This is a genomic window from Streptosporangium sp. NPDC001559 (assembly GCF_042893955.1).
GTDB lineage: Bacteria > Actinomycetota > Actinomycetes > Streptosporangiales > Streptosporangiaceae > Streptosporangium.
Genome location: NZ_JBIAVG010000011.1, coordinates 306,399 through 323,592 on the forward strand (window position 1 = coordinate 306,399; position 17,194 = coordinate 323,592).

The 17,194-nt window shown below is 68.8% G+C and carries 17 protein-coding genes; 12 read left to right on the forward strand and 5 right to left on the reverse strand.

Features of this window, described 5'->3' with window-relative positions; all coding sequences use genetic code 11:
- Window positions 1–37: 37 nt before the first annotated feature.
- Window positions 38–1,954 (reverse strand): hypothetical protein, encoded by a 1,917-nt coding sequence (locus ACFYY8_RS25335; protein WP_390044929.1) that lies wholly within the window; start codon window positions 1,952–1,954, stop codon window positions 38–40.
- A gap of 575 nt (window positions 1,955–2,529) precedes the next feature.
- Between ACFYY8_RS25335 and ACFYY8_RS25340 the strand changes: the two genes are divergently transcribed.
- The 5 genes from ACFYY8_RS25340 to ACFYY8_RS25360 are packed head-to-tail and all read left to right on the forward strand — an operon-like array spanning window position 2,530 to window position 7,878.
- Window positions 2,530–3,489 (forward strand): 3-oxoacyl-ACP synthase III family protein, encoded by a 960-nt coding sequence (locus ACFYY8_RS25340; protein ID WP_390044931.1) that lies wholly within the window; start codon window positions 2,530–2,532, stop codon window positions 3,487–3,489.
- Window positions 3,486–4,235 carry a glycosyltransferase family 2 protein gene (locus ACFYY8_RS25345; protein WP_390044933.1) on the forward strand — a complete coding sequence of 250 codons (750 nt, stop codon included), beginning with the start codon at window positions 3,486–3,488 and terminating at the stop codon, window positions 4,233–4,235. Before ACFYY8_RS25340 ends, ACFYY8_RS25345 begins: the two co-directional genes overlap by 4 nt.
- On the forward strand, window positions 4,232–5,353 hold the full coding sequence (locus ACFYY8_RS25350; protein ID WP_390044935.1) for a cytochrome P450: 1,122 nt from the start codon (window positions 4,232–4,234) through the stop codon (window positions 5,351–5,353). Before ACFYY8_RS25345 ends, ACFYY8_RS25350 begins: the two co-directional genes overlap by 4 nt.
- The gene (locus ACFYY8_RS25355) at window positions 5,350–6,900 is read left to right on the forward strand and encodes a class I adenylate-forming enzyme family protein (protein ID WP_390044938.1); all 1,551 of its coding nucleotides are present in this window, start codon (window positions 5,350–5,352) and stop codon (window positions 6,898–6,900) included. The genes ACFYY8_RS25350 and ACFYY8_RS25355 overlap by 4 nt, the downstream gene beginning before the upstream one ends.
- Window positions 6,901–6,960: 60 nt before the next feature.
- Window positions 6,961–7,878, forward strand: coding sequence for an NAD-dependent epimerase/dehydratase family protein (locus ACFYY8_RS25360; protein WP_390044941.1), 918 nt, complete (start codon window positions 6,961–6,963; stop codon window positions 7,876–7,878).
- Here ACFYY8_RS25360 and ACFYY8_RS25365 read toward each other — a convergent pair.
- Window positions 7,843–8,718, reverse strand: coding sequence for a hypothetical protein (locus tag ACFYY8_RS25365; protein ID WP_390044943.1), 876 nt, complete (start codon window positions 8,716–8,718; stop codon window positions 7,843–7,845). The two genes, ACFYY8_RS25360 and ACFYY8_RS25365, sit on opposite strands and share 36 nt — an antisense overlap.
- Before the next feature lie 217 nt (window positions 8,719–8,935).
- On the opposite strand from ACFYY8_RS25365, the gene ACFYY8_RS25370 reads away from it, so the two are divergent.
- From ACFYY8_RS25370 to ACFYY8_RS25390, 5 genes are all read left to right on the forward strand, one after another.
- Complete coding sequence (locus ACFYY8_RS25370) at window positions 8,936–10,312, forward strand: LCP family protein (protein WP_390044945.1); 1,377 nt, start codon at window positions 8,936–8,938, stop codon at window positions 10,310–10,312.
- Window positions 10,313–10,656: 344 nt separating this feature from the next.
- Window positions 10,657–11,733 carry an ABC transporter substrate-binding protein gene (locus tag ACFYY8_RS25375; RefSeq protein WP_390044947.1) on the forward strand — a complete coding sequence of 359 codons (1,077 nt, stop codon included), beginning with the start codon at window positions 10,657–10,659 and terminating at the stop codon, window positions 11,731–11,733.
- A 38-nt stretch (window positions 11,734–11,771) separates the two neighbouring features.
- Window positions 11,772–12,563 carry an ABC transporter ATP-binding protein gene (locus tag ACFYY8_RS25380; RefSeq protein WP_352015065.1) on the forward strand — a complete coding sequence of 264 codons (792 nt, stop codon included), beginning with the start codon at window positions 11,772–11,774 and terminating at the stop codon, window positions 12,561–12,563.
- A complete protein-coding gene (locus tag ACFYY8_RS25385; protein ID WP_390044949.1) occupies window positions 12,553–13,443 on the forward strand; it encodes an ABC transporter permease in 891 nt (296 codons plus the stop codon). Before ACFYY8_RS25380 ends, ACFYY8_RS25385 begins: the two co-directional genes overlap by 11 nt.
- A gap of 5 nt (window positions 13,444–13,448) precedes the next feature.
- Window positions 13,449–13,841 (forward strand): Rrf2 family transcriptional regulator, encoded by a 393-nt coding sequence (locus tag ACFYY8_RS25390; RefSeq protein WP_352015067.1) that lies wholly within the window; start codon window positions 13,449–13,451, stop codon window positions 13,839–13,841.
- Here ACFYY8_RS25390 and ACFYY8_RS25395 read toward each other — a convergent pair.
- A complete protein-coding gene (locus tag ACFYY8_RS25395; RefSeq protein ID WP_390044952.1) occupies window positions 13,804–14,331 on the reverse strand; it encodes a DUF2867 domain-containing protein in 528 nt (175 codons plus the stop codon). The genes ACFYY8_RS25390 and ACFYY8_RS25395 overlap by 38 nt on opposite strands.
- Complete coding sequence (locus ACFYY8_RS25400; protein ID WP_390044954.1) at window positions 14,328–14,870, reverse strand: TetR/AcrR family transcriptional regulator; 543 nt, start codon at window positions 14,868–14,870, stop codon at window positions 14,328–14,330. The genes ACFYY8_RS25395 and ACFYY8_RS25400 overlap by 4 nt, the downstream gene beginning before the upstream one ends.
- Window positions 14,871–15,019: 149 nt before the next feature.
- Here ACFYY8_RS25400 and ACFYY8_RS25405 point away from each other — a divergent pair, with 149 nt between their 5' ends.
- Window positions 15,020–15,649: a potassium channel family protein gene (locus tag ACFYY8_RS25405; protein ID WP_390044956.1), complete on the forward strand. Its 630-nt coding sequence runs from the start codon at window positions 15,020–15,022 to the stop codon at window positions 15,647–15,649.
- 9 nt (window positions 15,650–15,658) lie between these two features.
- Here ACFYY8_RS25405 and ACFYY8_RS25410 read toward each other — a convergent pair whose 3' ends face one another.
- On the reverse strand, window positions 15,659–16,063 hold the full coding sequence (locus ACFYY8_RS25410) for a carboxymuconolactone decarboxylase family protein (RefSeq protein WP_390044958.1): 405 nt from the start codon (window positions 16,061–16,063) through the stop codon (window positions 15,659–15,661).
- Between the two features lie 430 nt (window positions 16,064–16,493).
- On the opposite strand from ACFYY8_RS25410, the gene ACFYY8_RS25415 reads away from it, so the two are divergent.
- Window positions 16,494–17,194: ATP-binding protein (locus ACFYY8_RS25415; protein ID WP_390044960.1), on the forward strand; the 701-nt coding region annotated here is incomplete at its 3' end.

A 17,194-nucleotide genomic window follows, 5' to 3' on the forward strand; every position in this document is an offset into this window, starting at 1 on the left:
GCCACCACCAGAACCATCAAGATCACTGGTTTCTTCATCATGATCCATACTGAGCGAAAGCGTCAGAGAATCCCTGGTCCAGACGATCCTCGATGTCCTGCCACTGCTTTCCCGACAATCCGCTGTTAAGCCATCGATCATACGCTTCAACCCGCCGGTACATGTCAGTGCTATTTGTGGCTGTTTTGTCGACCATCTCGCTCACGGTCATAAGTGTCCGACCATCACTCCTCAGGAAGTTGTTGGGGCTGTCGCGAGGGCTCTCTCCCTTGCTCAGCCCTTCCAAGGAAGCCCACGGATGGGTCTTCGCAGCAGGTTCGGCTGAACCGAAAAGGCCATGTTTCAGCATGGCCTGAGCTGCCAAGTCACGAACAAGGGTCCGGCTTTGATCAACTGCGGCATTGGCCTCGCCTCGCGCCTTGGTCTCAGCATCTCCCTTGAGGTCATCCTCAATACGCCATGTCCATGCCCCTATGACACCCGCAGTGATCGAACCAAGTTTCGACTGCGGAAAAGCAAGTCCCATGTTAACCACCGCCGCGAGTGTTTTCATGTTCCGCTCTTGTTTTTCATCCAGCTTCTTCCCCTCCTCGATCTTGGCAAGCCCGGCCGCATCAATGATGATGCCGAACCCCGCCCCTATCCGTTTCGCACTTGCCTTGAAGACGGTCTCACCGCGCCCGCCGGCCATCTCAGTGGCGCCATGTTCAAGAAGCTGTTTACTGAATAGCGTCTGAGCGGCCAAAACAGGAGTGAACGCTTTGGGGTCCGACAATGCCTCCTTCATCACCAGACGTAGTTCTTCCGCACTGAACTGCGCCCCCCAAGGGCTCCGTCCTGGAAGGTCTGGATTATCGATGCCTCGGACCCCTGGCGCCTTGATGTCAGCAACTCGCTGGGTGACGTAGTTGACGTCATGGATGTATCCGGCGAGGATGCGGCCTACGGTTTCGGGTTTCACAAACGCCGTAAGCGAGTCTCCCGAATTGATCTGCTCGGCTCCCAGGTGGATGAGCTCCGAGGCGATTTTTGCCGACAGGTAACCCCGCGACGGGTGTTGTGGGGAACCGTCGTGGTCGCGGAAAGTGAGCGTCGCCGCCTCCAGGGCCTTGCCCAGTGCTTCGCCGCCATCGGTCATGCTCCACTCGGTCAGGAAGTGCTTGAGCGCGGTGGAGTCGCCCGCGAAGAAGTCCTGGGCGGCTGCCGGATTGCGGCTGAGGGCTTCCATGAGCGGCACCATGACGTTCGACTTGATGCCCGGGGGGTTGGGTTCACGGTCCCAGGCGTCGAGTTTCCTGGCGACGGAGAGCAGAAAGGGAGATGCGAAGGTGCCGTATTTCAGCGCCTCCGCGACCGCGCGATACTCGTTTCCCGGCCATCCCAGGGCGGGCCTTGAGACCAGTTCGTCACGCCAGGTGTCGGGAAGTTTAGAACTCGCCGTTCCCAAGGTCTTGCCAAGTGCGGTCCGCAGGCGTTTCGCCTTCTTGCCGTCGCCCTGTTCCACCGCCTTCGTCATCAGCTCGCGGAACCCCGTGGCGCCCAGGGTGGTCATCAGGCCGAGGGCGAATGTCCTGTCGCCGGTGCGTTTCTCCAGCTCCGCCAGGGTCCTGTCGTCGGCCTCGCCCTTCTGCGCGGCCTCGGTCAGTTTGAGGGTCGCGGCGTAGACGTCGGGGTCGTGGGCGGCCTTGCCGTACAGCTTCTCGTCGAAGGTGGGCAGGCCGAAAGGGGTCGTGTCGATGGAGGAGGAGGTTCCCCAGGCGGTGCGTTCGGCGCGGATCGTCTCGCTGCGGCGACGCAGGTCAGGGCGGCTGGTCTCGATCCAGCTCCGTATCTCGCGCAGGGCGTTCAGGCCCGAGGTGTCCAGGTCGAGTTTCTGCAGGGCGCTGCGAATGCGGGGCTCGTTCCTGCCGAGGGTGTCCTGTGCCCTTCCGAGTCCCCGTTCGAAGTCGTCCATCGAGGCAGGGTCGATTCCCGAGTACTCACCGTTGACGCCCGGGGCCGGACGCGGCATGGGCGCGGGAGCGGCGGCTTTCGCCTGGGATTCCCCGGCCTGCTGAGCGGCGGGCGGCCGAGGCGGCGGTGAGACCGTCGGCAACGGCGAGGGCACGGGATATGGATGAGCCATGAGAGGGAAGGGCTCCAACGCGGTCGGCAGAATACGGCGACTACGGCAACAAGATTATTTTCCATCCACTTTTAAGTAAAGATCTCCGCAATATGGGGCACGTCTGCCACCGCCCTGCGAAGTCGAGGAAAAGGCAGAATCCCTCTCACATACTCCGATAAATCAAGACACCGCTCCGTAAAACACCCAACCCAACACGGGAGGGATTTCTACGAGCCGAGCCCATGATTTCCGGAGGACCGGAACCCACCCCGCCGGGCACCCTCATCACGATCTTGAGGGTTTCGGTCCGACCCTCACCCGCCTGGCCGGCGGCTCTCCGCCCCGAGCTGACCAGGACAATTACCCATGTTTTCGGTACATTGCCCCGATATGAGGAAGAGGTGACACCACCTAGGGGGAGCATGAAGGCCCGGATCACGGGCGTCGCGACGTATCTGCCGCCACGGACCATGACCAGCGCGGAGGTCGAGCGACGGATCGAGGGATACGTCCCCCACCGAGGCGTCATCGAGCGGATGACCGGCATCCGGTCACGTCACGTCGCGGAGGACGGCCAACAGGCCTCCGACCTGGCCGTCGAGGCCGCGAGGAGACTCGACCGCACCGACGTCGATCTGTTGATCTTCGCCTCCGCCTCGCAGGACATGGTCGAGCCCGCGACCGCGCACATCGTGGCCGCCAAGCTCGGGCTCTCGTGCCCGGTCTTCGACGTCAAGAACGCCTGCAACAGCGTGCTGAACGGCATCCAGGTGGCCGAGGCGCTGATCCTGACCGGGGCGCACCGCAGGGTGCTGGTCTGCTCGGGCGAGGTCCCCTCGCGGGCGGTCCGCTGGCGGGTGCGCGACCACGCCCAGTTCGCCGAGTCCTTCGCCGGATACACGCTGTCGGACAGCGGGAGCGCCGTGATGCTGAGCGCGGACGACGAGCGCGGCATCTTCTACCGCGACTTCGCCGCCGACTCGACCGCGTGGGCGATCGGCACACTGCCCGGCGGCGGCTCCGCGCATCCGCGCGACCCCGAGTACTCCTACTTCCGCGGTGACGGACGGCGTCTGAAGGAGGCGTTCGAGCTGGCCGGTCCCGACGTCTTCCTCAACGCGCTCAAACGCACCGGACTGAGCTGGGAGGACTTCGCCCTCGTCGCGGTGCACCAGGTCGCGCTGCCGTACCTGGACCATCTGGCGGCCACGCTCGGCATTCCCCGGGACAGGCTCGTGGTCAGCCTCCCCGAGCACGGCAACTGCGCCTCGACCACCCTGCCGCTGCAGCTCGCGCTGGGCGACTGGCGGCGGGGCGACATGGTGGCGCTGCTCGGTCTGGGCGGCGGGATCAGCACCGGCGTGATGCTGGCGGAGATGTGAAAAAAACCGATGCGATGAACCTGTGGGTGGTCGTCCCGGCCTACAACGAGGCGCGGGGCATCGAGGCGACGCTCAGGGCGCTCGACGCGCAGGACGACCGTGACTTCACGCTCGTCGTGGTGGACAACGCCAGCACCGACGGGACCGCCGAGATCGTCGAACGGCACGGCGTCCGGGTGATCACCGAACGGCAGAAGGGCACCGGCGCCGCCTCCGACACCGGGGTACGGCACGCCATCGCCAACGGCGCCACCCACATCGCCAGGACCGACGCCGACTGCCTGCCCCGCGCCGACTGGGTGCGCGGCGTCAGGCGCGCGTTCGGCGACGGGCTCGAAATGGTCGGGGGCAGACTGCTGCCCAGGACCGACGAGTTCCCGCTGAAGTTCTGGGAGCGGCGGTTCATCCCGTTCGTGGTCGACGTGGCCGCGACGTTCGGCCGTTTCAGGCCGGGCAACCGGTCGCCGGAGTACCTCGGCCCCTACGTGATGATGCCGGGCTGCGCGATGGCCATCACGGCCTCGCTGTACGAGCGGGCGGGCGGCTTCCCCAGGACCGCGATCGAGGAGGTCCACGAGGACCGCGCCCTGGTCAACCAGGTCCGCAGGGTCACCTCCGCGTACGGCTCCCGCCGCGACGTGGTCGTCTACGGCTCGGTGCGCCGCCTGCGCGCCTACGGCCTGGCCGGGACCCTGGCGTGGTACGCCGACCACCGCTACCGCCCCGACGTGGTCGACATCCGTTGAACCACGAGACCAGGCTCCACCTGGCCGCCCACCCCTTCGCCTATCCGCTGGTGCGGCTGCTGGCCCGGCTGGGCCCCGTGGTCCGCGTCCCCGGTCTCGGGGTGGTGGTCAACGACACCGCGACGGCGCGGGCCGTGCTGACCGACGGGCGTTTCCGCAAGGACGGCCCCGGCTCCCCCGGTGAGCTGTGGACGCCGGTGCTCGGCCCCTCGGTGCTGCTGAACATGGAGGGTCCGGGGCACGCGGCGCTGCGCAGGAAGCTGATGCCGCTGTTCACCCCCGGGTACGTCTCGGGGCTGGTCGCCGACGTGCTGCGGGAGCCGCTCGACGACCTGTCCGCGCGGCTCGGACGGGGTGAGACGGTCGATCTGGTCGACGTCATGCGGACGATGGCCGGGGCGGTGATCTGCCGGGTGATCGGCCTCGGCGAGGTCTCGACGGCCAGGGCGAGGGAGCTGTTCGCCGAAGGGGAGCGGGTCGTCTCGATGGTCTCGCTGCGTTCCCGGCGGCTGAACGAGCGGCAGGTGGCGATCGCCAGAGGCGTGCTCGACCGGATCGGGGACATCGCGCAGGCCGCCTACGAGGCCGGGGACGAGTCCACGGTCATGGGCAGGATGCGGGCGCAGGAGCTGTCGGCCGCCGAGGCCAGGGGGGCGGCGGGCGCGTTCTTCCTGACCGGGACGGAGACGGTCGCGACCTTCGTCCCCCGGCTGGTCGCGCTGCTGCACGACCACGGCACCCGGGTGGACGACCTGGACCGGGTGATCGACGAGGCCATGCGGGTCACCACCCCGACCCCGGTGATGCTGCGTTCGGTCGGCGAACCGGCCAGGGTCGGGCGGCTGGCCGTACGGCCCGGCGACCGGGTGGTGATCGTGACGCACAACTGCGCCCGCTCCTACGGCCCCTTCGACCCGTCCAGGAGACATCCGCCGGAGCTGCGGCGGATCTGGTTCGGCGCGGGGGCGCACTTCTGCATCGGCTACCCGCTCGCCCTGGCCGAGATCAGGGCGGTGGCCTCGGTCCTGCTCTCCCACGACGTCCGTGTCGTACGGCGGCGCGCGGCCAGGAGGGTCCTCATCCCCACCTACGAACATCTGTGGATCAAGGCGGCATGAACGACATCATCACCGGGATCCTGGAGACCGCCCGGCGGGAGCCGTACCGGACCGCCCTCATCGACGGGCGCGGGCGGGAGATCACCTACGGCGAGCTGGCCCGCAAAGTCGAGGCCGTACGCGCCGCGATGACCGGGACCGCGCCGGGGCGGGGCGTGCTGTTCGCGGTACGGCCCGGCGTCGACGCCGTGGTGCTCGCGCTCGGCTCGGTCGCGGCGGGCGGGACGCTCGTGCTGGCCGACCCCGGGCTCGCCCCCGACGTGCTCGCCGCCCGGATGACCGCGACCCGCCCCGGGTGGGTGGTCGCCGAGTCCGTCCTCTACACCCTGAGCGGGCCGCTACGGAGCCTGGCCCGCCGCAGGGGCCTGCTGCTGCCGAACCTGCGGGACCCGCTTCCCGGCCACGCCGTACGGCACCTGCACACGGGGCCCTGGCTGCCCGGCGTGCCCAGGGGCGCCCTGAGCCTGTCACGCGTTCTGCGCGGGACCGTTCCCGAGGGCCGGGCGGGGGAGGAAGGCCGTGACCTCCCACGAACCCCCCAGTCGGATATGTCCGGCACTACCGCGCCGGACATATCCGAAATTTCACCAGATCAGCCTGCGGCAGTGATCTTCACCTCGGGAACGACCGCGCGGCCCCGAGGCGTGGTCCACACCCGGGGGTCCCTGGCGGCCGGCCTTGAGCTGTTCCGTGAGGCCTTCCCCCTCGGCCCCGGCGACGTCGTGCACACCGACCAGTTGATGCTGGGACTGCCCGCCCTGCTCGCCGGGGCGACCTGGTCGCTCCCCGGGGGCGGCGACCTCGCCGAGGAGCTCGCCGCCAGGAGGGCCACCCACACCTTCGCCGTCCCCGTCCACCTGGACAGGTTGCTGCGCCGTACGCCGAGGCTGCCGGAGACCCTGCGCTACCTGCTGCTCGGCGCGGCCCCCGCGCCCGCGGGCGTGCTGCGCAGGGCCGTCGAGTCCGGGCCACGGGTGCTCTCGGTGTACGCGATGACCGAGGCGCTGCCGATCGCGATCGCCTCGGCCGAGGAGAAACTGGCCCACTCGGGGGGCGATCTCCTGGGCGCGCCGCTGCCCGGGGTCGGCGTGCGGATCGCCGACGACGGTGAGCTGTTCGTCTCCGGGCCGCACCTGGCCCAGCGCTACCTCGGGGAGGAGCCGCTCACCGAGATCGCGACCGGCGACCTGGCCCGTGTCGAGGACGGCAGGCTGGTCCTGCTCGGCAGGAAGAAGGACATGATCCTGCGGGACGGGGTGAACATCTACCCCGGCCTGTACGAACCCGCGATCGCCGCGCTGCCCGGGGTCGCCGAGGCGGCCGTCGTCGGGATCGCCGACGCGGAGACCGGTGACGAGGAGGTCGTGCTCGCCGTCGTCCCCGCCGAGGGATACGACGAGACCCTGCTCAGGAAGGCGCTTCCCGAGATCGTCGACGCCCTCGCCATACCCACCCGTATCGAGACAATCGATGCCTTCCCCCGCTCGGGTCGCGCTGACAAACTCGACCGCGCGGCCCTTCGCGAACTGGTGGCCCGCCGTCCGTGAACGCCGCCCGTGAACGCCGTGCCTGAACGCGCCTGAGCAACTGCCGAAAGGGGTGATCCGATGAGGATCGGGGTCACGGGGGCCTCCGGGTTCGTTGGCGGAGCGGTCTGCCGGGGCGCCGTGGACGAGGGCTGGCAGGTGTGGGCCTTCGGCAGACGCTCCCGCGTCGACCCCGAGCACGTGGGCGGCGCGCCGTACACCTCGTGGGACCTCCTGGGGGCCCGCCCGCCGCTGCCCGAGGTGGACGCGGTGATCCACTGCGCGGGGAGCGTCACCGACTGGGGCGAGTCCCCGGCGATCTGGGCGGCCAACGTGGACGGCACCCGCAACGCCGCCGCCGCCTTTCCGCAGGCCAGGTTCGTGCACGTGAGTACGGCCAGCGTCTACGACCCGTTCAAGCCGACCGTCATGGCCACCGAGGACGCGGCCCCGATCCGCCGGTACGCCAACGCCTACGGAGCCTCGAAGGCCGCCGCGGAACGGGCGCTGGACACGGCGGTGATCCTGCGACCGCACGCGATCTACGGCAGGGGGGACACCACGCTGCTGCCCCGCGTTCTTGGAGCGGTCCGGGGGCGCAGACTCCTGGCCGTCGGGGACGGGCGCCAGCGGATCAGCCTGACCTCCGTCGGCAACCTGGTCCAGGCGTGCTTACGGGCGGCGGCGGGTCCCGTGAAGTACGGCGTCTTCAACGTGACCGACGCCGAGCCCGTGGTCCTCGACGAGGCGCTGCGGGAGCTCATCGCGGAGCTCGGCATCGACGCCGAGCCGTACTACCTGCCCCTGGCGCTCGCCGAGCCCGCCGCCGCGATGGCCGAGGCGGTGTTCCGGATGCTGCGGCGTCAGCGTCCGCCACGGCTCACCCGATACGCCGTCGGCCACCTGGCCGTCGAGCGGACCCTGGACATCACCGCGGCCAGGACCAGGCTCGGCTACCGCCCCTCAGCCACGTCCTTCGTGGGCGCCGCCACCTGGTGAACGGGCGCCACCGCCCGGTGGACGGGATGAGGACCGGACGTGCCTGACGGCGAACGCGACGGCCGCGACGACCAGGCCGACGGCGAAGAGCGCACGTATCCCGGTCCACAACGACCTCGTCAGCGCGTCGAAGACCGTCACGAAGACCCGCCCCTGCGCGCCGTCGTCCGCGACGTCGGACAGGGCGGTGTCACGGACCACGACCAGCAGTACGGCCAGCACCGTCACGCCGCCCGCCAGGCCGAGCCCTACGCCGACCAGCGCGCACAGCCGGTCCTCGGCCAGCGCCGCGCCCACCGCGAGCAGGACGATCGACAGGCTCAGCGTCACCCATCTCCAGGGGGCCAGGACGTCCCGTATCGTCACGGCCCTGACCAGGTCGGTCGCGGAAAGCAGTTCGATCTCCGGGTGCAGCGCGGGCAGACGCGTGGCGGACGGGACGCCCTCGTGCTCCAGTTCGCCCTTGGCCATCTCGTAGACGGGGGTGAGGTCGAGGACGAGGTTGCCGCCCTGTGGGTCGCCGGACATGCGCCGGTGCGCCACCTGGTTGGCCCACCTCCAGATCCCGGGGAACCGGTCACCCGTGACGACCTTGTCCACCGCCATCCGGGCGGTGTGGTCGGGCACTGAGGTGTCCAGTTCCCGCATCGGCTCGGCGATCGCGGCGGTGACCCGGTCGGCGACGTCGTCCTGAACGGTGGAGTTCTCGGCGAGCGGGGCCACCGTCTCGACGTAGCGTCCGGTTCCGATGGCCCGGTCCGCCATCCAGAAGCCGACGAGGGCGAGCGGCGCGCAGACACAGCCGAGCACGACGAGGACCGCGCTGATCGTCCTTCGCACATAACCGGGAATCCCCCTTCTCGCCCCGGGGATCCCGCTAGGAGCCGTTTTTGACCGTGATTTGAAAGACCGCAAACCGCTGCAACCAGCGGGAATGCGCGCACCGAATCTTGACTCAGGCTTCTCAGCGCGTCGCGGGGGTACATAGGCCATTCATTCGAAAACCATCACTAACCTGCGGACACGGGGGGCCAGAGGGACGGGAGATGTCGACCAGATGGCAGGTAACAGGGATCGCTCGGGGATCGGAACGGGCCTGGCTCTCACCCTGGGCTCCGCCGTGCTGTGGGGCCTGGCGCATCTGTGGACCGGAAGGCGTGTGACGGGCGCGCTGCTGATGGGGACGTACCTGACCGTCGTCACGACGGTCGGCTCCGCCCTCGTCACGGGGAGGCCCGAGATCCTCTCCCTGGTCGTGCAGCCCGGCTGGCTGTGGGTCCTCACGCTGGGCGCGATCCTGTTCGCCGTCGCCACGGTCGCCGTGGTCGTCCGGTCCTACCGGCTGGTGCGGCCGGAGACGCTGTCCGGCCCCGCCCGTTACCTGTCGGCCCTGGCCGTCGGGGGGTTGTGCGCGCTGGTGATCGCGCCCATGGCCTACGCGGCCCGGCTCGCCTACATCTCCCAGGAGGTCGTGACCTCGGTCTTCACCGAGAGCGCCACCCCGATCCCGGTCGATCCGTGGAAGGGTCGTGAACGGCTCAACATCCTGCTGATCGGGGCGGACGCGGCGGCCAACCGGATCGGGGTACGCACCGACAGCATGACCGTGGCCAGCATCGACACCAGGACCGGTTCGACCGTGCTGTTCGGCCTGCCCAGGAACCTGGAGCACGTCCCGATGCCCGAGGGGCCGGCGCGCGAGCACTTCCCCTTCGGCTTCGGGGGCGAGCCGCCGTACTCCCCCGGCCTGCTCAACGAGGTCTTCCAGTACGCCGAGGAGCACCCCGACATGGTGCCCGGGGTCCCTGCGGGCAGGCGCGGTCCGGCGCTGTTGAAGCAGACGATCAGCGACTTCACCGGCCTTGACGTGACCAACTACGCGATGGTCGACATGTTCGGCTTCGCGAAGATCATCGACGCGATGGGCGGAGTGAAGGTCACCATCAAGGACCCCATCGTGTACGGCAGGCAGAACGAGGGCCTGATCCCGGCCGGAACCCGCAGGCTGTCCGGCGAGGAGGCCCTCTGGTTCGGCAGGTCCCGCACCTACGGCGACGACTACGTCCGGATGGGCAGGCAGAAGTGCCTGATGAACGCCGTCACCAAGCAGGCGGACCCGGTGACGGTGCTCAGGAGCTTCGAGAGGCTGGCCGACGCGACCGCGCACGCCGTCTCGACCGACATCCCGCGTGAACTGCTGCCGAACCTGATCGAGCTGTCGGAGAAGGTGAAGGAGTCGAAGATCAGGAGCTTCCAGTTCGTCCCGCCGCTGATCGACACCGGTGACCCCGACTACCGCCTGATCAAGCACAAGATCGCCGCCGTTCTCGCCCAGCCCGAGGAGTCCTCGACCACCACGGCCTCAGGACCGAAGAGAACCGCCCAGCGGCACACCGGCGACGGCCCGGCCACTCTCGACGCCGTCTGCGGCTGACCTCCCGGGCCTCGCCGTACCGGAACCCGCCACCGAACCCGTTCCCGGGGCCTCCGCGGCGGGTGGTGTAACGAACGCGGGGAACGCGACACAGATGCGGTGAACCCACCCCTTGTCGCCGGACCGTTCGGGCTCAAGGAACCGGATACCCAGGTCACAGGAGCCCCATCAGCACCAATGGTGAACATCCGCCCCACGGGCCCCAAAGAGCGTCACCGAACCCACACACAAGAACACGAAGCGGTAACAGTGCCCACCCCTTCAGGTGATCGGCTTGACACAAACCCCCGCCGAACCCTTATATACACCTAACCGACTTATTAAGTAGGAATTAGGGAGTAGTCATGAAAGCTCGCGGGGCACGCGGGGTGGTGGCGGCACTCGCCGTACTGGCGCTCACGACCTTGGCCGCGGCCTGCGGGAGCTCGGGAACGACAGGGACGTCTGGAAGCGGGGGCTCCAGCAGTGGCGGAGGCAAGCTCGCGGAGGTCCGGCTCGGATACTTCCCGAACATCACTCACTCAACGGCGCTCGTAGGCGTCGAGAAGGGCTTCTTCGCCAAGCACCTGGGCGGCACCAAGCTCACGACCACCACCTTCAACGCCGGCCCGGCCGCGATCGAGGCTGTCTTCTCCGGCGCCATCGACGCCACCTACATCGGCCCCAACCCCGCCATCAACGCCTGGGCCAAATCCAAGGGCAAGGCCATCAAGATCATCGCCGGTGCGGCCTCGGGAGGCGTCTTCCTGGTCGTCAAGCCGGAGATCAACAGCGTCGAGGACCTCAAGGGCAAGAAGATCGCCACCCCGCAGCTCGGCAACACCCAGGACGTCGCCCTGCGCTACTGGCTGCAGGAGAAGGGCCTGAAGACCGACACCAAGGGCGGCGGCGACGTCAACATCGTCCCGCAGGAGAACTCGCAGACCCTGCAGACCTTCGCCACCGGCGACATCGACGGCGCCTGGGTCCCCGAGCCCTTCGCCAGCCGCCTGATCCAGGAGAGCAAGGGCAAGGTCCTCATCGACGAGCGCGACCTCTGGCCGAACAAGCAGTTCGTGATCACCCACCTGATCGTCCGCCAGGAGTTCGCCGCCCAGCACCCCGACGTCGTCAAGCAGCTCCTCGAAGGGCACGTCGAGGCCAACGCCGCGATCAACGCCGACCCCGCCGACGCCGCGAAGACCGTCAACGCCGCGCTGGAGAAGCTGAGCGGCAAGGCGCTCAAGCCCGAGGTCATCGACAGCGCCTTCAAGAACATCACCTTCACCAACGACCCGATCGCCTCCTCCCTGGTCTCCAGCGCCGACCACGCGGTCAAGATCGGCCTGCTTGAGCCCGTCGACCTGACCGGCATCTACGACCTCAAGCCCCTCAACGAGGTCCTCAAGGCCCAGGGGCAGTCCGAGGTAGCCGACAAGTAAGTCCCCACCACCCGATCCGAGTCCCCCAGGAGGGCACAGTGACAGCTCCGCTCACGGAGCGGGCCGCCCGCCGGGCCGAGGGCGACGAGCCCGCGGTCCGGCTGGACGGCGTCTCCAAGATCTACGGCCAGGGCAGGAACGGGCTGCTGGCTCTCGACAACATCTCGCTCTCCGTGGCGCCCGGTGAGTTCGTCAGCCTGCTCGGCGCCTCAGGCTGCGGCAAGAGCACCCTGTTGTCCCTGGTCGCCGGGTTGGACAGCCCGACGGCCGGCACGCTGAGCGTCGGGGGACGCAAGATCGCGATGATGTTCCAGGAGCCCGCGCTGTTCCCGTGGCTCACCGTCGCCGCCAACGTCGAGATGGCGCTGCGGGTGCAGGGAGTGGCCAAGCGGGAACGGCGTGATCGCGCCGCCGAGTTCCTGGACATCGTCCACCTGGGCGGATTCGGCGCCAAGCGCCCGCACGAGCTGTCCGGCGGCATGCGCCAGCGTGTCTCCCTCGCCCGCGCGCTCGCCCAGGAGGCGGACGTGCTGCTGATGGACGAGCCGTTCGGCGCGCTGGACGCGATGACCCGTGACCTGCTCCACGACGAGCTCGAACGGATCTGGCAGAAGCGCGGCCTCAGCGTCCTGTTCGTCACCCACAACGTCCGCGAGGCCGTACGGCTCGGCGACCGGGTCGTGCTGCTGAGCAGCAGGCCGGGCAAGGTCGCCGAGGAGTTCGAGGTGGACATCGAACGGCCCCGCCTCACCGACTCTCCCGAGGTGGCCGAGCTGGCCTCGACCATCACCGCCCGACTGCGCCAGGAGGTCCTGCGCCATGGCCGTTGACCAGGCACCCGCCGCCGGTCAGCCCTCCGACGTCCACGCCAGGCAGCTCGCCGGGCTCGACGCCCTCGAACTGGGCGGCGGCACCAGTAACGGACTGGCCTCCCGGGTCTGGGGCCGTGTCTGGCCGATGCTGCTCGCGATCTCCATCGTGCTGGCGATCTGGCAGGGCGTCGTGTGGAGCGGCCGGTGGCCCGAGTACGTCTTCGCGGGCCCGGCCGAGACCTTCGGCAAGCTGGGCGAGCGGTTCACCGACCCCGAGTACTGGCAGGCCATCGCGGTGACGATGCGCCGCGCGGTCACCGGGTTCGCGATCTCCATGGTCATCGGCCTGGTCATCGGCGCCGTGGTCTCCCGGGTCAAGGTGCTCAGGGCGGCCTTCGGCTCGCTGATCACCGGTCTGCAGACCATGCCGTCGATCGCGTGGTTCCCGCTGGCGATCCTGCTGTTCGGGCTGACCGAGAGCGCGATCACCTTCGTGGTCATCCTCGGTGCCGCGCCGTCCATCGCCAACGGCCTGATCACCGGCGTCGACTACACCCCGCCGATCCTGCTGCGCGCCAGCCACGTGCTGGGCTTCCGGCGCCTGCAGCTCTACCGGTACGTGATCCTGCCCGCGTCGCTGCCGTCGTTCCTGGCCGGCCTCAAGCAGGGCTGGGCGTTCGCCTGGCGTTCGCTGATGGCCGGTGAGCTGGTGGTCATCATCGCCCACCAGTCCTCACTGGGCGAGCGGCTCTACTACGACCGCGAACTCGCCGACTCGGCGGGCCTGCTCGCCACGATGATCGTGATCCTGGTGATCGGCGTCGGCATCGACCTGCTGTTCGAGACCGGCGACAACGCGCTGCGCCGCCGCTGGGGCCTGCAGCAGGTGCGTAGCTGACCGACATGCGGCTCTCCGCCAGAACCCAGTACGCGCTGCGGGCGGTCACCGAACTGGCCGCGGCGCCTCCGGGCCCCGTCCCCGCAGAGAAGATCGCCGTCGCGCAGAACATCCCGAGGAGGTTTCTGGACAACATCCTGCTGCAGTTGCGCAGGGCCGGGCTCATCAACAGTCAGCGCGGCCCCGACGGGGGTTACTGGCTGGCCAGGCCCCCCGAGCAGATCACCCTGGCCGACGTGATCATGGTCGTGGAGGGCAATCCCGAGCAGTCCCCGCGCGCCGACTACCCGGGGGTGGCCAGACCCCTGGCCGACGTGTGGAGCGCGTTGCGGGAGCACGAGGAGACGCTGCTGAGCGAGATCACCTTCGCCCATATCGCGAAGGACGCCCTCCCCTGACGCCCGCCCTGGCCATGGCGCGGACCACCAGGTGGTGGAAGGGCCGGATCACGGTGAAGTAGACCGGCCCCGTCCAGCGGTTGTAGTGCACGACCGTGGCGACGTGGAAGCGCCCCGGCTCCGCCACGACCACGAGGTGGGCGGTGAGATGCGACTCCGCGACGACCGCGGCGACGTAGCGGTCCGGGTCCGCCTCGACGACGGTGAAGAACGACGCCCTGGCGCCGGGAACGAGCGGGATCTCCTCCACGGGCACCCGTCCCGAGGCCGGGTTGCCCTCCTGCCGCATCCCGAGCAGGCGCACGAACCCGCCGCGGACCATATAGAGGGCCCGCAGCCACCAGGGCCGCCAGACCAGCATCCCCTTGAGGAACTCCACGAGGCTGAGATCCCCCTCGACGGTCTTGACGTCGAGATGGTCGGCCCCCTCGGCCAGCGCGCGCAGCTCCGGCAGCCCCTCGGTCACCACGTGGAAGCGCGCGCGGGTCACGACGGCTCCCGGGAGTAGGGCCGTACGGCGAACTCGTAGACCTCGCGCAACTCGCCCGCCGTCAGCGAGGGGACCAGGTGGCGCGCGCCGACCACGATCAGGTACAGCAGCCGCGCCATGGTCTCCGGCTCATCGCCCCCGCGTCGCCGCCACAGGGTGCCCAGGTAGTCGATCCTGCGCCGGTCCACCCGTTCCTGTACGGCACGGGCCAGCGGATCATGATGGGCCCAGGCCCGTACGGCGATCTCAAGGTTCGCCGTGTCGCCCCGTCCCGTCACCAGGTCCAGCAGCCGTTCCATCCTCGCCACGGCCGACGCGTCCGCACCCGACTCGGCGATGTCGATGAACTCGGTGGTGAACCGGGCCTCGAAGTGCTCAAGCAGCGCGGCCCGGTAGGCGGCCATCCCCCGGAAGTGGTGGTAGAAGGACCCCTTGGTCAGGCCAAGCCGCTCGCACAGCACCTCGATCGTCACTGCGGGGACCCCCTGCTCCGCCAGTACGGCGAGCCCTTCGTCGAGCCAGTCCCGCTCCGTTGCCATGCCCCCACCATGCCATACCGTTTGGTATGTTTCCATCCCGGTAGAAAGTGTGACGTTCCGGATGACACCCCACACGCGGAAAGGGGATTCCGACGGAACGCCAGGACACCGCCCCGTCACGTTCGGAACGCTGGGAGCAGGCGAGCGAGGTGCCGCTCATCCTCGCCTCCCTGGTCTTCCTCGCGATCTTCGCGACGCTGACCCTCAACCCGGGCATGCCCGTCCCGGCGCGGACGGCGTGCTGGGCCGTCCTGCTCGGCACCTGGACGCTGTTCGCCCTCGACGTCGCCGTACGGCTGACGCTCGCCCCCAGCCACACGGCGTTCCTGCGCCACCACTGGCCGACGCTGGTGTTCCTGGTCGTGCCGACGCTCTGCCCGCTGCGCGCGGTCGGCATGATCAGCGGGGCGTCGATCCGGCACCGGCGGCGTGGCGCCGCCCTCCGCTTCCAGGCCCAGGTCGCGGCCTACGCCGCCCTTTCCGCACTGCTGTACGGCCTGACCTCGGCGTTGCTCGTGCTCGGCGCGGAACGAGGCGCGCACCGGGGGACCATCAGGACCTTCGGCGACGCCGCGTGGTGGGCGATCAGCACGATCACCACGGTCGGCTACGGCGACGTCTACCCGGTCACCGGGCGGGGCCGCTGGGTCGGCGGCCTGCTGATGCTGGGCGGGGTCGGCCTGCTCGGCGTGGTCACCGCCTCATTCGCCTCGTGGTTCGTCTCCCGCTTCGACGACCCGCACGGCCGACCCACCAGACCCCGAAATATCAACAAATAGCGGGGTATATCACTCGACCGGCAGCAGCCCACGCTCGGCGAAGACCTTCTTCGCGGTCAGCGTCGCGTTCAACGCCCGGGGGAAGCCGCAGTAGGCCGCCGAGTGCAGGAACGTCTCGATGATCTGCTGCGGCGTCAGCCCGACGTTGAGAGCCGCGTTGACGTGGACGGTGAGCTGCGGCTCGCAGCCACCGAGCGCGGTCAGCATCCCGAGCGTGACGAGCTGCCGGTCCCGGGGTTCGAGACCGGGACGGGAGTAGATCTCGCCGAACCCCCACGCGACGATCTGGTGACCGAGCTCCGGGGCGACGTCCTTGAGCGCCTCGATGACGTTCGCGCCGGCCGTGCCGTCCACGGCGTGGAGCATCGCCAGCCCGTGCTCGTAGCGCTCCTCGCGGGTCGTGCTCTCACCCATGGGAACTGCCCCCTTCTTCCTGATCCGTGCCCAAGTCTTACGTGGCGCCGGGGCCGTGCCCCTGCCCTGCCTGGGCAGGTCCGGTGCTTCGGCGATCCCTCGTTCGCCACATCGAACAGGCTAGAAGTTAGAGCGCGCTCTAAGTCAAACCTTCGCCCCGAAAACCCCACAAAGTGACACTAATTTCACAATCAGCGACATTTCCCCGAGTCGACGCACCACAGAGACTCGCCACCTTGACCGATATATCCCATTTAAGTAGGAAAAAATATGAAGTGACTTATCAGAGGGAAAGTACTGGTATCAGGCGCGCCATCACCTAACTCCTCGCGCCGTTCTCGTTTTTGCCGGCGCCGCCCGCCTCCCGGCATGGCATGATTATCACTCTCAGACCTTGCAATGATTTTCATAATCAGATTGGATCGTCGTCGTGAGGGTGGCTTTCGTCGGTAAGGGCGGCAGTGGGAAGACGACCGTGTCGGCGCTGTTCGCGCGTTATGTGGCGAGCAGGGGGCTGCCGGTCGTGGCGATCGACGCCGACATCAACCAGCACCTGGGCATGGTGCTAGGGGTGGAGGAGGAGGCGCTGCCGCGGCCGATGGGGTCGCATCTGACGGAGATCAAGGAGTGGTTGCGGGGCGACAATCCGCGGATCTCCTCGGCGGGGTCGATGGTGAAGACGACGCCGCCGGGGCGGGGGTCGCGGCTGCTGGAGTTGCCGGCCGTGACGGGTGCCGATGTGTCGGTGGCGGGTGATCCGGTGCACGGGGGGTTCGCGGTGGCGGCGCCGTACGGGCCGTGGCTGATGGTGACGGGGCCGTTCGGGGAGGCGGACCTGGGGGTGGCGTGTTACCACTCCAAGGTGGGGGCGGTGGAGCTGTATCTGAACCATCTGGTGGACGGGCCGGGCCGGTACGCGGTGGTGGACATGACGGCCGGGGCGGACGCGTTCGCGTCGGGGTTGTTCACCCGGTTCGATCTGACGTTCCTGGTGGCCGAGCCGACCCGGCAGGGGGTGGGGGTGTATCGGCAGTACCGGCAGTACGCGGCCGAGCACGGGGTGGCCGTCGCGGTGGTGGGCAACAAGGTGCAGGGGCCGCAGGATGTGGCGTTCCTGCGGGAGCAGGTGGG

Coding starts and splice junctions, on each gene's coding strand:
- ACFYY8_RS25360 (WP_390044941.1), top strand. CDS start 6,961: ATGAGGATCGGGGTCACGGGGGCCTCCGGGTTCGTTGGCGGAGCGGTC.
- ACFYY8_RS25355 (WP_390044938.1), top strand. CDS start 5,350: ATGAACGACATCATCACCGGGATCCTGGAGACCGCCCGGCGGGAGCCG.
- ACFYY8_RS25370 (WP_390044945.1), top strand. CDS start 8,936: ATGGCAGGTAACAGGGATCGCTCGGGGATCGGAACGGGCCTGGCTCTC.
- ACFYY8_RS25410 (WP_390044958.1), bottom strand. CDS start 16,063: ATGGGTGAGAGCACGACCCGCGAGGAGCGCTACGAGCACGGGCTGGCG.
- ACFYY8_RS25375 (WP_390044947.1), top strand. CDS start 10,657: ATGAAAGCTCGCGGGGCACGCGGGGTGGTGGCGGCACTCGCCGTACTG.
- ACFYY8_RS25340 (WP_390044931.1), top strand. CDS start 2,530: ATGAAGGCCCGGATCACGGGCGTCGCGACGTATCTGCCGCCACGGACC.
- ACFYY8_RS25335 (WP_390044929.1), bottom strand. CDS start 1,954: ATGGACGACTTCGAACGGGGACTCGGAAGGGCACAGGACACCCTCGGC.
- ACFYY8_RS25400 (WP_390044954.1), bottom strand. CDS start 14,870: ATGGCAACGGAGCGGGACTGGCTCGACGAAGGGCTCGCCGTACTGGCG.
- ACFYY8_RS25390 (WP_352015067.1), top strand. CDS start 13,449: ATGCGGCTCTCCGCCAGAACCCAGTACGCGCTGCGGGCGGTCACCGAA.
- ACFYY8_RS25385 (WP_390044949.1), top strand. CDS start 12,553: ATGGCCGTTGACCAGGCACCCGCCGCCGGTCAGCCCTCCGACGTCCAC.